The organism is Bacillus sp. 522_BSPC (assembly GCF_001076885.1).
In the GTDB taxonomy this organism is placed as follows: domain Bacteria; phylum Bacillota; class Bacilli; order Bacillales; family Cytobacillaceae; genus Niallia; species Niallia hominis.
Genome location: NZ_JVDT01000091.1, coordinates 1 through 13,884, shown reverse-complemented (window position 1 = coordinate 13,884; position 13,884 = coordinate 1). Strand labels below are relative to the sequence as shown.

The window sequence follows — 13,884 nt, the reverse complement described above, 5'->3', positions numbered from 1 at the left end:
TGTTGTCTTTTTGTGTTTTCTTATATGACGCACGAAAAAAGTCCATTCATTAATTATAACGCTTTTTGTGAGGAGATGGTAGGGGACATAAGAAAGAGGAGGTTCCATCCGTTTGGAGTGAGATAGAAGAGGAATAAGTTTATAGGAAGCAGAAATGGGGAACAAAATAAGGAGAATTTAGCTCGCTTGTAAAGATGATGGGAGGAATAGGAGGATAGGAGTTGGAAAGAGAAATAAATGCTCGAATGGGGTGAGGATATGATCCCAACCACTAACCCCTCAATCTGCCCCACCCTTCCCAACAAAAAAGGCTGTCCATTTAGACAGCCCCAATTAATCACATAATCTACTAATATAAGCGTTTAAAACTATCAAAATGCTCTTTGTAATAAGAGTTATCTAAGCTTGTCACTCGAACACCGCTTGAGTCAGCATGGATAAATTCATTATTGCCAATGTAAATTCCTAAATGAGAGATACCTTCTTTATAAGTGTTTTTAAAGTAGACAATATCTCCAATGGATGGCACATCTACATAATAACTGCGATCAAAGTAGCCTTCTGCAGAATAACGAGCGATCGATTTTCCACTTTGGTTTAATACATAGTAAACAAATCCGCTACAGTCAAAGCCGGCAGTTGTAGAACCGCCCCAAACATATGGAAGGCCAATAAGACTTTTAGAAACAGAAACTACCTTTGAAGCATAGGATTGTTCATTATCGCCATTATTAATAAAGGTTGGAGTACTAGAAGAGGAGTCAGTATTCCCTGTATTCGTAACCTTTTCAGAGGCTGTAACCTTTAGTTTTTGTCCTGGGAAAATCAAATCAGATTTAAGATTATTTAGTTGCTTAAGCTGACTAACGGACATTTTATAAGAAGACGCAATTTTACTTAATGTATCCCCGCTTTTAATTGTATAGGTGCCTGTAGAAGTAGTTGTATTTTCTTTAACAGTTGTATTGCTGTTGCTGCTAGAATTTCCAGATGAACTAGGTGTAGAAGTATTGGAAGAAGAAGTTCCTGGCTTAGAAACATATAGAACATCTCCTGGATAAATAAGTGTGGATGTTAGCTTATTCCATTGCTTTAATTCGGCTAAAGAAATAGAGTGCTTATTTGCTATTTTAATAAGGGAATCCCCAGAAACAACTTTATAAGTTTTTGCAGCAGAGCTGGTCTTTGTGGAAGATTGGCTCGTTGTAGTAGTCGTTTTACTGCTGTTAGTAGACTTTGAACTATCTGCAATTGTTAATTTTTGATTAATTAATATTAAGTCTGATGAAAGTTTATTAATCGACTTTAACTCATTAACAGTCGTATTGTAGGTCTTCGCAATCTGTCCTAATGTGTCCCCTTTTTTTACTACATAAGTACTAGCTGAGGCGTTCGCTGCAAAAGTGGTTGACAGAATCGCGGTAGTGGCCAATACTGTGACTTTCTTCTTCATTTTTTATCACTCACTCCTAATGAATATACTATAGTATACCTATATTACCATATCCTATCAGACTATTGACCTTTAATTTTGCGAAAAAAGATAGAGTTTTAGGAAAATAGGTAAATTATCATAGATAATTAAGGATGGGACGTAAGTTATCGTTGGAAAGAACTGTTTCGAGGTATTGATAGAAATGGACCGGGTATATTGGGGTGAGTGAGAGGAATTGAAAAAGGATTGCTCCCGGACATCCTTTATTCACAAGTGATGTGTGTAAAAGATGAATGAGACAATCCTTGTAGAACTATAACTTTTGCCAGTTATTTATTTTGTTTTGAATATATTCTGTATACCTGTTATCTTTCACTAGTTGAAAAATCATTAGAGCATCTTTCATATATTGAGTAGCTAGTTCAAAATCCTTTTGTAATTCGTAATTATATCCGATATGATAATGAAAGTGAGCCAACAGATAAAGGTTATCCTGCTGGACAGCCCAATCGATCGCTTCCTTGCAATAAGTAATGGAGGCATCATATCGTGACTGATCTGTTAATGATTTAGCAATATTAAAATATAATCTACTTTTAATCGTATTATCTTGTAAATAGGGAAGCTGATTGATTGCTTTAAACGCTTGTTCATAAATGGTTAAGGAATCATCGATGAAGCCTTCCTCATAGTAAAAAATCCCTTTGCTAATGTAGATTTCTAACTCTCTTTCGGTATAAACCGTATCAAAGGTAAGGTCAATTGCTTCATTAATAATTTTTAAGGCTCGATTAAAATCTCGTTCGATTTCATATGTATAAATGGCCTTATGCCAAAGTAGCATTTGATAGTTTTTCTTATGGTGGGTAAATAAAGGATTTTTTTCTTCTGCTTTTACAATTTGTTTAAGCGTATGGTAATCAGTATTTCTTCGTGCCGCCTTTAATTGACGAAGGGTTTCATCCACATAATCTAGTCTTGGTGTCGTGCCAATATCAAAGAAATAATTCACATCTACTCCCAATCGTTTAGAAATGAGATAAAGAGTAGAAGACAATGGAAGAACTTCTCCTTTTTCAATCTTACTTATCTGGGCCTGTGTACATATATTATGAGAAAGCTCCTTTTGTGATAATCCCATTTGCTTTCGTAATTCCTTGATTTTTTCTCCAACCGCTGAAAAATCCAATTGATTCACTCCTACTTAGAAAAGCATATCTTTTTTTTATGAATATTCCTAAAGTTATATTTTGTTGTGATTTTTAGGGAAAAATGGTGTGAAATGCCGCAAAATGACGAAATATCCTTAAAAATAAAGAATTCATCTATCTATATAATATGATTTAATTAATTTTACCGCAATATATTAAGAATATTTTTGCTATTTTAGATGTGCCCACCTACGCCTTCTAATTATTAGCATCATTTGAACTTAATTGAGCATGTTTAATAGAAATCGTCATTTCTATTAAACCCCAATATCTGTTTTACGAGTAGTCCTTTTATCTCCAATTTTCTGCCGTTTTCTGTGTGAAAGCGGTCTTTTTTTATTTCCGGCAATCTCTATAATAAGAAATATCAGCCAAAAAGAATGCATCTAATAATACGTAATAATGGTTCTTATAAAAATCGCTTTTTCATATCTTCTGTCGGAAGCATGCAAGATTCTTGTTTGCCAAACCATTTATAACGATTTCTAGCAATATAGCGATAAAGAGGATTTCTTATGAAGGAAGGGATTATTTTTAAAATAGTTAGAAGTCTCCATCCATCTGAAAGATGCCGGCATATTTCTAATGCTGCATCAGATTCTACATAGCTTTTCCCCTGTTTAATAAGGACAACACTATTCACATCAGAAAGATGATGTTTTTCAAGCAAGCTTTTTCCAACATCGCTTTGCAAGGAAGCAAAGGAAAATTGGCTATTTAGATCTCTTTTAATAATAAATTGCACACTCCAATTGCATAAATTACAAACTCCGTCAAATAAGATAATCACATTATTCCTCCTACAAAAAGGTGGCTATCATTAGCATGTATTGTAGCAAATAAGGATGAAAAAGTATCTATAAAATGTGAAACTTTCCCTATTTCTTTTCGTAATAGAGTTATTATTTTTTTGGGAGGATAATAATATACAGGTAGTAGACAGAGAATAAAAAAATAAACTTTTCAGGTAATTCTTTTTCCGTTTTTATGAAAAAATGGTACGCTAGTAGTAGTAGATTAGAAGGGGAGATAGGAATGAAAAAGAGATGGATGCTTTTACTGATATTAATACTGGTAGCAGTGGCAACAGGATGCAATAAAAATGAGCCTACCCCAGATGAGCGGCTATCACAATATATAAAGCTTTGGAATGATCAGAAATTTAAGGAGATGTATGCTTTTCTTTCCACAAAGGCGAAAGAAAACATCTCAGAAGACGATTTTGTTTCCAGATACGAAAAAATCTACAAGGATTTAGACATCAATGATTTAGAGATAACCTATACAAAACCATCGGAAGACGAGAAGTTTGATAAAGCAGTACAAGCAGAAATTCCGTTTTCAGTAAAAATGAATAGCATGGCAGGCGAAATCAGCTTTGACAATGATGCTACATTGGTGAAAGAAGAAAGAGAGAAAGACGAGAACTGGTATATAAATTGGGATACTACTTTTATTTTTTCAGAATTAGGTCCTGACGATAAAATCTCTGTTAACACGATTCAAGCAGAGCGCGGCAGTATTGTCGATACCAATGAAAATCCACTTGCAATGAATGGTGTCATCTATGAAATTGGACTTGTTCCAGAGCAAATGGGAGATAATCCAGATACAGTTATCAATGAACTAGCAAAACTCCTAGACATAAAAAAAGAAACCATTCAAAAGGCATTAGATGCAGACTGGGTCCAACCGAGCTTTTTTGTTCCAATTAAAAAGGTTGCCACAGGAGATAGTGCTTATTTAGAAAAACTATTTGCATTACCTGGTGTTCAAAAACAAGATACAAAAGGCAGAATTTATCCATTTGGAGAAAGTGCTGCCCATTTGATTGGCTATATTGGCAGTATTACAGCAGAAGAGCTAGAGGAAAATGAAGGAAAAGGCTATTCAAGCACAGATGTAATTGGAAAAAGAGGCTTAGAGCAAGTACTAGAAGATCGATTAAAGGGATCTAATGGCGAACAAATTTTAATTCAAAAGGCAGACGGTAGTACAGTTACATTAGCGGAAAAAGAAGTGCAAAATGGCGAAAACATCAAATTGACGATTAATGCAGATTTACAAAAAGAAATATATGAAAAAATGGATGGAGAAGCAGGTGCTGCAGCTGCAATTAATCCATCAACAGGAGAAACACTTGCGCTAGTTAGCAGCCCAGCATTTGATCCAAATAAGATGATTGTTGGCCTTACAACGTCAGAGAAGGAAGCATATGACAATAATAAGCTAGACCCTTTTACTAATCGTTTTAAAAATAACTATGCACCTGGTTCTGTCCTGAAGCCTCTTGTTGCTGCAGCTGCTTTAACAGAAGGTGTAATTACTCCAGAACTGGAAAGAAAGATTACCACAAAACAGTGGCAAAAGGATAAATCATGGGGCGGCTATTATATAACAAGAGTGCATAGCAGTTCAGCACCCGTAAACCTAGCAGATGCTCTTCTTTACAGTGATAATATTTACTTTGCCCAAACGGCACTCGATTTAGGGAAAGAAAAATTTGCGAATGAACTAAAGAAATTTGGCTTTGAAGAGACATTTCCTTATGCATATCCAATTGAAACATCTACTTTTGGAACATTAGATACGGAACAGCTATTAGCAGACTCAGGCTATGGTCAGGGCCATGTGGAAATGAGTGTCATTCATCTTGCTACAGCGTATACTCCGTTTGTTACAGGTGGAAACCTCATGACCCCTGTATTATTGGATAGCGAGGAGAAGAGCAAAGTCTGGAAAGAAAAGATCATGGACGAATCTGTTGCTAAGACGATTTCTGATGATCTCCAGCAAGTAATTGAAAATCCCAATGGTACGGCACGCGCTGGAAAAATAAGTGGAAAAACATTTGCTGGAAAAACAGGTACAGCCGAATTAAAAGAGAAACAAGGCGAAAAAGGAACAGAAAATGGCTGGTATGTTACCTATGATAAAGACAATAAGGACCTTTTAATTGCAATGATGATGGAAGGCGTCCAAGACAAAGGAAGTTCCGGATACGTCGTCAAAAAAGTGAAAGAGATAATCGAATAAGGGGAAAAGGAGTGTTCGAATGGAATGCTCCTTTTTTATTTTTGAGGAAAGTTGGAACTTAAGTGAGATAAAACCCGAAAAGTTTAGGAGTAAGGGGAAAAGTTGTGTTTATAAAGGGGGCTGAAAACCAGAATCCGCTGGACAGGTAGGAAAAGTGGTGTTCAATAAGCAAGTGAACGCCGAAACGAAAGCAAAAGTAAAACAAAAAAGCACCGCAACACTAGGATATCCCAAAATAGACTAAAATCCACGAAAAGCAAAACCTCCTAAAAATATCCATCTTACTAATGCCTAATCTCCGTCTATCCGATTAATAAAAACCAACCTCTAGCGCAATTTCTATCTAATTTACTCATGATTCACTTCTTCCTTTCATACATTAGTTTAAACGGTGAAAGGAGAGAGCGGAATGAATGAGGTAGAACAAAAGGAATTAGAATATGCCATTGACGAAATTACTGAGATTGCTTCTGGATTTGGACTAGACTTTTATCCAATGAGATATGAAATTTGTCCTGCGGATATCATTTATACATTCGGTGCGTACGGAATGCCTACTCGATTTTCCCATTGGAGTTTTGGAAAACAATTTCATAAGATGAAGCTACATTATGATTTAGGTTTATCAAAGATATATGAATTAGTCATTAACTCAAATCCGTGCTATGCCTTTTTGCTTGATAGTAACTCGTTAATCAATAATAAACTAATTGTTGCCCACGTTTTGGCGCATTGTGATTTCTTTAAAAATAATGTTCGTTTTCAAAATACGAAGCGTGAAATGGTCGAAAGCATGGCGGCAACGGCTGATCGGATTCGCCAGTACGAAATCAAATATGGAAAGCATGAAGTAGAAACCTTTTTGGATGCGGTATTAGCGATTGATGAACATATTGATCCAAGCTTGATGCGGCCAAAATTAGCATGGTCGATGGATGATGTGGAATTTGTGGAGGAAGAGGAAACAACCAGTACTCCTTATGATGAACTATGGGGATTAGATGATCGAAACAAGCCAAAAAAGCAAAAGAAAAAGGTCGCAAAGAAATTTCCGCCACAGCCAGAAAAGGATTTAATGCTATTTATAGAAAACTTTAGTAGAGAGCTCTCTGATTGGCAAAGGGATATTTTAACGATGATGCGAGAAGAAATGCTCTATTTCTGGCCACAGTTAGAAACAAAGATTATGAACGAAGGCTGGGCATCTTATTGGCATCAGCGAATTGTAAGGGAATTAGATTTAACAAGTGCAGAAGCAATTGAATTTGCCAAGCTAAATGCAGGAGTAGTACAGCCGTCTAAAACAGGCATTAACCCCTATTATCTAGGATTAAAGATATTTGAAGATATTGAGGATCGTTATAATAATCCAACAGAAGAAATGAAGAAACGGGGAGTTAAACCAGGATCAGGGCGGGAAAAAATGTTTGAAGTACGTGAAATAGAATCAGATATTTCCTTTTTAAGAAACTATTTAACAAAGGATCTTGTGATGAGAGAAGATATGTATCTTTTCCAAAAACAGGGCAGAGATTATAAAATTGTTGATAAAGCTTGGGAACAGGTGCGGGATCAATTGGTAAGCATGCGGGTAAATGGAGGCTTCCCATATATTACAGTCAATGATGGAGATTATAACAAAAATGGGGAGTTATACTTAAAGCATGGTTATGAAGGGATTGAACTAGACTTAAAATACTTAGAAAAGGTGCTTCCATATATTCATCAATTATGGGGAAGAGGCGTTCATATCGAAACAATAGTAGAAGATAAAAAACTTCTTTATACCTATGATGGCAAAGCAATGCACCGGAAATATTTGTAGGAGGGACAGACCCATAGTGCTTGAACGCGCTAGGGTCTTTTCTTTTAATTATCCCAATTCCAAAATCTTATATCATCAATACGAATATCTTTTATCCAACTTTCTTTATTTAATTTTAAAATTTCTTCTGTTGGACCTGTAATAACTACTCCATAGTGATAGATTCCGTTTTCCTCCATGTATGCTAAGCGTTTATCCAATTCTAACTTACCAAAATAAAAATTCTCTGCCTTTTTTTCATAGTTCTCTAAAAATGTGAGTGTCTTGATAAATTGCTTATGAAGAATCTTTGAATCTCCTTCTGTATAATCAGGTGAAGAAGAGGTGGTAGACTCTGTTGAAAACCAAAAATCGCCTGTCTTTTCGACTGAATCAATAATCATATCATCGTCATGCCATATTGGTGAACTAGGAAAACCGATTGGATCTATTCCATAGTCTCCTTTATTCTCCATTCCAGTATCTACTGCAAACCAAATAATTTCTAAATTTCTTTCTTTAAAATAATCAAATACTTGGTCAGTAGTGAATAATTCGGAAAAGGAAAGATAAACAGATGAAACTGTGCCGTTTTTCACTTTTTCTAACCTATTCCATTCTGATGGTGATGTTTCTTTAGGTAAAAAAGAGAAAACGGGTTGTTGTTGAGAGGTGGTACCTTGTATTTCTTTTTCAGGCATCATCATCAAGGAGAATAGAAAATTTGTTTTATATTCTCCAACTTTATATAATTCATCTCCCACTTTTTTCTTCATATCTGTTGTTGCTTCCATTCCAAAATAAGGCTTTGTATTTATACTCATTCCACTGAAACTCCCGTATGGATTCGTTACTGTTAATGTTAAATCAATAACATTTCGGTATAATTCACTTCTATCTGGAGTACCCCAAGTATAATAAGCAGCTGTAAATATCGTAGAAATAATGGTGAACAAAATAAATATACCTAATGCCGTAAATGCTGTTTGAAATCTTGCTTTCCATTTTCCTCTTCTTAAAATCCTATCTTGTCTTTTAGGATTTATCATAGGATTCAAAGCCTTTTTAGAGCTTCCCATTTCAGCTTCCTCAAAAACTTGTAAATATTGTTCGATTTTTTCTAAATCACTTTCGATCTCTTCTGCTTCTACTTTTGACAGTTCCCCCTTTTTAAAGGCTTCTAACTTTTTCTTGTATTTCTCACTCATGAACTTTTTGCCCCCTCTGTCTTATTACCTGTCTTCCTCGGAACAGTAGTACTTTAAAGTACGTAGGACTAACGCTCATTATTGATGCTGCTTCTTCTGTTGTTAATTCATGAAAATCAGCTAATAACACCGCCATCCTTTGTTTCTCTGGCAATATCTTAAGAATGTTTATAACTCTTTGGATATCTTCTTTTATTACGACAATATCCTCTATTCCCTGTGCATGATCCATCTCTCTTTGAAAGAAATCGTGTTCTTTGATTACTAATCGCTTATTTTTTCGAAAATGATCGATAAATGCATGATAAGCTATAGTAAATAACCAAGCCTTCATGTTATTACCTTGAAAATTTTCTAGATAGAGATGTGCTCTAAAGAATGTCTCTTGAACTAAATCTTCCGCAGAATGATGATTATGGCAGAGTGAAAGGAGAAAATAATATATATCGTTAAAATAGGTTTGATAAATAGTATCTATAGAATCCTTCATCTTCGCCCCCTCTCCAAACTAACTTTGTATTCGCTTTCAAATAAATACTTATTTAATTTGGAGAAACTATACTTTTTCAGTACCCTCCTAATAACACGGTTAAGTCTACGAAAAGTTACAATAAATTAACTGAAATGAAAATATTTAATCCAAAATAAAGGAAATACCTTCAAAAAGAAAGAAATCAATAGAAAGAAAAGGAAAGAAAGGAATAAAGCTGTGATGAAGCAAAGAAAAATAGTCATTACCGGATATGGAACGGTTGCCAAAGAATTTGTCGAGTTATTGGATCAAAAAAAAGAAGAACTTGTAGAAAAATATCATACGGAATTTAAAGTAGTTGGAGTCATCGGATCTATCGGGATGATTTATGAACCGGACGGCTTAAATCTTTCTGTATTGCATCAGTTGCCAAAAGGGTCTCTAGGAATTTCGCAATATGCTAGTAAGAAAGATTTATCGATTGAATCCCCATTGCTAAAAGGGGATATTCTACTAGAATGTACACCTACCAATCTAGAAACAGGCGGTCCGGCCCTTTCTTACATGAAACAAGCCCTTGAGGCAAAGATGGATATTGTTTCTGTGAGCAAAGGAGCACTTGTCCATTCCTTGCCAGAATTACTAGAGAGAGCAACTGCAAATGGACGCCAAATTAAATATAGTGGGGCAACAGCAGCTGCACTACCAACATTAGACATCGGTGAATTTAGCTTGGCTGGAAGCAATATTTTATCGATAAAAGGAATTCTGAATGGAACATCCAATTTTATTTTAACAAGTATGTCAGAGGGGAATATAACCTTTGGAGAGGCACTACATCAAGCACAAGAGAAGGGGATTGCAGAGAAGAACCCTGATTTAGATATTAAAGGACTTGATAGTGCCTGCAAAATTTTACTGTTGGCAAATGGATTATTTCATACGAAGTTAACATTAAAAGATATGGCAATAGAGGGAATTGAGAAGATTACAAAAGCGGATATGCAGCGGGCAAAAATAAATGGGTGTGAGTGGAAGCTTATTGCAGCAGCAAAAAAACAAGGAGAAAGGCTTATTTTGCAGGTCAAACCAGAAATTCTTGCTCCTGAAAATCCATTGATTCATGTAAAAGGGACAAATAAAGGAATATTGTTTGAAACAGAGGAGATGGGAACAATTTGCTGTGTGGGCGGTGCCTCTCATCCTAAAGGAGCAGCGGCGGCAGCCTTAAAAGATATGATTAATCTCATTCGCTAAGTTAGAGAGTGGAATCGAATCGGTTTAGTAGGAGTTTGAAGGAGGTGTATGCATACTTTTCTATTTTTGGGCTATCTTTTTTTGATACATGACAATATATGTATCTAGCAGCTCGCTTATTCGTATGGTATGGGGATCATTTAAGCCTTTTTCAATCCCGTATTTAAGCAATTTGATTTTTAAAAGATCGATTGTGTCCAATAATTCACAAACATTTTCGACGTTTATTCTGGAAAGTGCCATTTTATGATGCTCCTACCTTTTATAGATTGCTTATACTATTCTATCAAATAAAATTGGAAATATTAAGCTCTTTTTGAATAAAATTTACAAAAATGTGGGGAGATGGCTTTATATAGGCTTGGAGCTTACATGGACGAAAAAACAGCGGAATACAAAGAAAGTTTGGAGGATACGATGATTTTCGTAAAAGTGTTTGCTATCAAATCAGTGTGGCCTTTGTTAATCTTCGTAGGTTAATGGGCATTTGACACATCTCCTCTTTAAAAGGGAAATGTCAAATGCCCATATTATTAGGGATAAATTAACGTATTCTTCAATTTATTTTTCCGAAACAATGCTAAATAAATATTCAAGGTAGGATTCTAATTCAAATTTATCTTTCTCAATAAAGTCAGTCACCGCAGAATTTGTTTGTATTTTCATTGTAATCCTCTCCTTTTGAAATTGATTTTCTTATCAGTAGTATTTGTCTATAATATTCCCAAACTATTAAACTTTTATACCTAGTTTGCAAAAATAATTTGGAAAAAATACTTTTTTGGAAAATACCAGAAAGGAGAATTTGCTTAAATGAATGGATGGTACGGGCATCTGTATGAGGATTTCCCCTTTGAATTATTTTCTATATCTCATCTAGCTATGATAGGGATACTTTTCATTGGGGGAGTTTTGCTTACTATTTTTCGAACTTACATCCGAATACGAAGCAGTTTATTTCGGTCTGTGTTTTTCGTATTATTATTCGGTCTAGAGGCGATGTACCATTATTGGATGTATAAGGATGGGTTATGGGATGTTGCTTTTATGCTGCCGTTCCATCTTTGTTCCATCAGTTTAATCCTTTGTTTATTGCTTCTGCTAACTAAATGGGAGCTTGTATTTCAAGTAGTTTATTTTAGTGGTATTATTGGCGCATCAATGGCAATCTTCACGCCAGAATTATTTTTAGGTTATCCCCATTTCCGCTATTTCCACTTTTTTGTCACGCACATTCTTATTATATGGACTTGTCTGTACTTTGTGCTTGTCCATCAGTATAAACCGACAAAAAAAGGACTAGTTTTGTCCTTTCTTTTTTTAAATAGCAGTGCAGCGCTAACCTGGATAGTCAATCGTTTAACAGGGGGCAATTATATGTTTTTAGCATACAAGCCTGCAAACAGCTCCTTATTAGATTATTTAGGGCCATATCCATATTACTTGTTGATTCTTGAAGTAGTAGCACTTGCATTGTTTTTTCTCTTGCTTCTGCCTTTTCAACTTAGAAGGAAAAGGTAAAGAGGCTGTTTTTTAGAAGATGTTTATTTTTCAATAGGAAAAATAACTTAATTAGTGACACTGAGCAGCCTGAATACATGTAGACTCCTATGGGATTAGCGAGAAAGGTGAGACCCCGCAGGCGTGCCGAGGAGGCTCACCGCTCGCCCCATGGAAAGCAGAGTGTATTCAGGCTGCGGGTCATAGCAACAAACTTCACGAAATATCCTTAATGATTAACTCGCTCTTTTTTCAAAAGCGCTAAAAATTGTTGCTCGTTAATAATTTCAATTGGTTTTCCTTTTGCTTGTAAATCATAGGCTTTTTTCTCTTTTGAACTAATGCCTTCAGAGCCAACAAGTTTTTGATCCTGTACACCTACAACCAAATAATCGGTTTTGCTGCTTACACCACTTTTAATGACGCCACCAACGTCTACAACTTGTTGCATCGCGTCTTTCCTATCAAGGGAATGCAAGTCTCCAGTAAAAACTAGATTTTTTTGATAGAGTGGATGATTTTCATCAAATGAGTCAGTTGTAGGCGAAATTTCTGATATAGCAACGGAATTGAATTGTTTAACAGGCTTTCTTTTTGCAAAAGTTGTTGCTCTTCCAAAAGTAGTTTGTGGCTTTAATTCTGAAAACAGTTTAATGGGAAGTGTAGGATAAGAAGCACAGTAATTAGTTAATGAATCCTTTTTTCTTGATTCAATACAAGCAATCACGAGCTCCGCACATGCTCTAGCATCTGAACCTGCATGGTGATGTTCTTCCATCGCGATGCCAAAGTATGAGGTGCGATCCTTTAAAGATTGCCCAATCTTTGCTCCTCTTGTTGCCCGATTACTAATAGGAATACTGCAAATATAGGCAAAATCAGGCTTATCCAATTGATATTTTTCCAGACAACAATAGAGCACACTCATATCAAACTGTGCATTATGTGCGATGATTGTATGGCTGGAAATGTCCTCTTTTATCATTTCCCATACTTCCGGAAAGCTTTTCGCATCTTTCACATCTTTTTCTGTTATCCCATGAACGGCAATAAACTTTGGATGGAATGATAGACTTGGGGGTTTTATTAAAAAATATTGTTCCTTTACAATGGCGTTATTTTCCACATAAGCTAATCCAATCGAACAAGCACTAGCCATATCAGCATTTGCTATTTCAAAATCGATAGCAATAAAATCCACTGTTTACACGCTCCCTCTATTTTTCTACTAGTATATCATGTTACGACTTTTTCTTCGTAAAATAAGAATAGCTAAGCAAGATGAATATTATGGAACAGGAGGAATATTATTCTTATATAATAATGTAATAGACTTGTAATCTAATTTGCATATAGATGTAACCTAATTATCTGAATAATATGAGAAGATAAATTGGTTGATAGAAGGAAGCCTTGGAAACTAATCTTTACGTAAATGAGGTCACTAGATGAAAAAGATTATTGTTTTGTCACTCCTGTCATTTGGATTATTTTTTAGTGGGGTATTTAGTACACAGGAAGCAAGTGCTGCTTCAAAAAAATCAGTTGTTACTGTTGCAAAAAACTATATTGGTACCCCTTATAAATATGGAGGAACTACTCCAAAAGGATTTGATTGCTCCGGTTTTGTTGTCTATAGCTATAAAAAAGTAGGCAAGTCGTTGCCAAGAACAGCTGCGAGTATGTATAAAAAGGGGAAGAAAGTAAAAAAAGCGAACTTAAAAAAGGGAGATTTAATCTTCTTTGAAACATATAAAAAAGGTGCATCCCATGTCGGTATATACATAGGAAGTAATAAGTTTATTCATAGCTCTTCTTCAGGAGTAAAAGTGGACAAGCTATCCAACTCCTATTGGAAAACAAAATATTATGGCGCAAAAAGAATTTAACCCTTTCCTTTGGATAGGGTTTTTATTAATCTTTTTAAACCACAGGCTATGCCTGTGTGCAAATGAAACTTG

At 35.3% G+C, this 13,884-nt stretch carries 12 protein-coding genes; 5 read left to right on the top strand and 7 right to left on the bottom strand.

The window, feature by feature from the left end:
* Window positions 1-349: 349 nt before the first annotated feature.
* The 3 genes from ADJ83_RS07265 to ADJ83_RS07255 all read right to left on the bottom strand — a co-directional run bounded on the left by ADJ83_RS07265 (window position 350) and on the right by ADJ83_RS07255 (window position 3,436).
* Complete coding sequence (locus ADJ83_RS07265) at window positions 350-1,453, bottom strand: LysM peptidoglycan-binding domain-containing protein (protein WP_048717362.1); 1,104 nt, start codon at window positions 1,451-1,453, stop codon at window positions 350-352.
* Window positions 1,454-1,748: 295 nt separating this feature from the next.
* On the bottom strand, window positions 1,749-2,624 hold the full coding sequence (locus ADJ83_RS07260; RefSeq protein ID WP_048717359.1) for a helix-turn-helix domain-containing protein: 876 nt from the start codon (window positions 2,622-2,624) through the stop codon (window positions 1,749-1,751).
* A 431-nt stretch (window positions 2,625-3,055) separates the two neighbouring features.
* On the bottom strand, window positions 3,056-3,436 hold the full coding sequence (locus ADJ83_RS07255; protein ID WP_048717357.1) for a thiol-disulfide oxidoreductase DCC family protein: 381 nt from the start codon (window positions 3,434-3,436) through the stop codon (window positions 3,056-3,058).
* A gap of 245 nt (window positions 3,437-3,681) precedes the next feature.
* Between ADJ83_RS07255 and ADJ83_RS07250 the strand changes: the two genes are divergently transcribed.
* Both ADJ83_RS07250 and ADJ83_RS07245 read left to right on the top strand, forming a co-directional pair.
* Window positions 3,682-5,682: a penicillin-binding transpeptidase domain-containing protein gene (locus tag ADJ83_RS07250; protein ID WP_048717355.1), complete on the top strand. Its 2,001-nt coding sequence runs from the start codon at window positions 3,682-3,684 to the stop codon at window positions 5,680-5,682.
* A gap of 409 nt (window positions 5,683-6,091) precedes the next feature.
* The gene (locus tag ADJ83_RS07245) at window positions 6,092-7,507 is read left to right on the top strand and encodes a SpoVR family protein (RefSeq protein WP_048717352.1); all 1,416 of its coding nucleotides are present in this window, start codon (window positions 6,092-6,094) and stop codon (window positions 7,505-7,507) included.
* 44 nt (window positions 7,508-7,551) lie between these two features.
* On the opposite strand, the gene ADJ83_RS07240 is transcribed toward ADJ83_RS07245, so the two are convergent.
* Both ADJ83_RS07240 and ADJ83_RS07235 read right to left on the bottom strand, forming a co-directional pair.
* Window positions 7,552-8,694: an anti-sigma factor gene (locus ADJ83_RS07240; protein WP_048717350.1), complete on the bottom strand. Its 1,143-nt coding sequence runs from the start codon at window positions 8,692-8,694 to the stop codon at window positions 7,552-7,554.
* Window positions 8,687-9,184, bottom strand: coding sequence for a sigma-70 family RNA polymerase sigma factor (locus tag ADJ83_RS07235; RefSeq protein WP_031539893.1), 498 nt, complete (start codon window positions 9,182-9,184; stop codon window positions 8,687-8,689). The genes ADJ83_RS07240 and ADJ83_RS07235 overlap by 8 nt, the downstream gene beginning before the upstream one ends.
* 219 nt (window positions 9,185-9,403) lie before the next feature.
* On the opposite strand from ADJ83_RS07235, the gene ADJ83_RS07230 reads away from it, so the two are divergent.
* On the top strand, window positions 9,404-10,423 hold the full coding sequence (locus tag ADJ83_RS07230; RefSeq protein ID WP_331280236.1) for a homoserine dehydrogenase: 1,020 nt from the start codon (window positions 9,404-9,406) through the stop codon (window positions 10,421-10,423).
* Between the two features lie 60 nt (window positions 10,424-10,483).
* On the opposite strand, the gene ADJ83_RS07225 is transcribed toward ADJ83_RS07230, so the two are convergent.
* Entirely contained in the window at window positions 10,484-10,666 is a 183-nt protein-coding gene (locus ADJ83_RS07225) for an aspartyl-phosphate phosphatase Spo0E family protein (protein ID WP_031539895.1), read from the bottom strand.
* 570 nt (window positions 10,667-11,236) lie between these two features.
* Here ADJ83_RS07225 and ADJ83_RS07220 point away from each other — a divergent pair.
* Window positions 11,237-11,944 (top strand): TIGR02206 family membrane protein, encoded by a 708-nt coding sequence (locus ADJ83_RS07220; RefSeq protein WP_031539896.1) that lies wholly within the window; start codon window positions 11,237-11,239, stop codon window positions 11,942-11,944.
* A 208-nt stretch (window positions 11,945-12,152) separates the two neighbouring features.
* Here the strand turns inward: ADJ83_RS07220 and ADJ83_RS07215 are convergent, their stop codons facing one another.
* Window positions 12,153-13,124 carry an exonuclease domain-containing protein gene (locus tag ADJ83_RS07215; RefSeq protein WP_031539897.1) on the bottom strand — a complete coding sequence of 324 codons (972 nt, stop codon included), beginning with the start codon at window positions 13,122-13,124 and terminating at the stop codon, window positions 12,153-12,155.
* A 247-nt stretch (window positions 13,125-13,371) separates the two neighbouring features.
* On the opposite strand from ADJ83_RS07215, the gene ADJ83_RS07210 reads away from it, so the two are divergent.
* Window positions 13,372-13,812 (top strand): C40 family peptidase, encoded by a 441-nt coding sequence (locus ADJ83_RS07210; protein ID WP_031539899.1) that lies wholly within the window; start codon window positions 13,372-13,374, stop codon window positions 13,810-13,812.
* Window positions 13,813-13,884 lie beyond the last annotated feature (72 nt).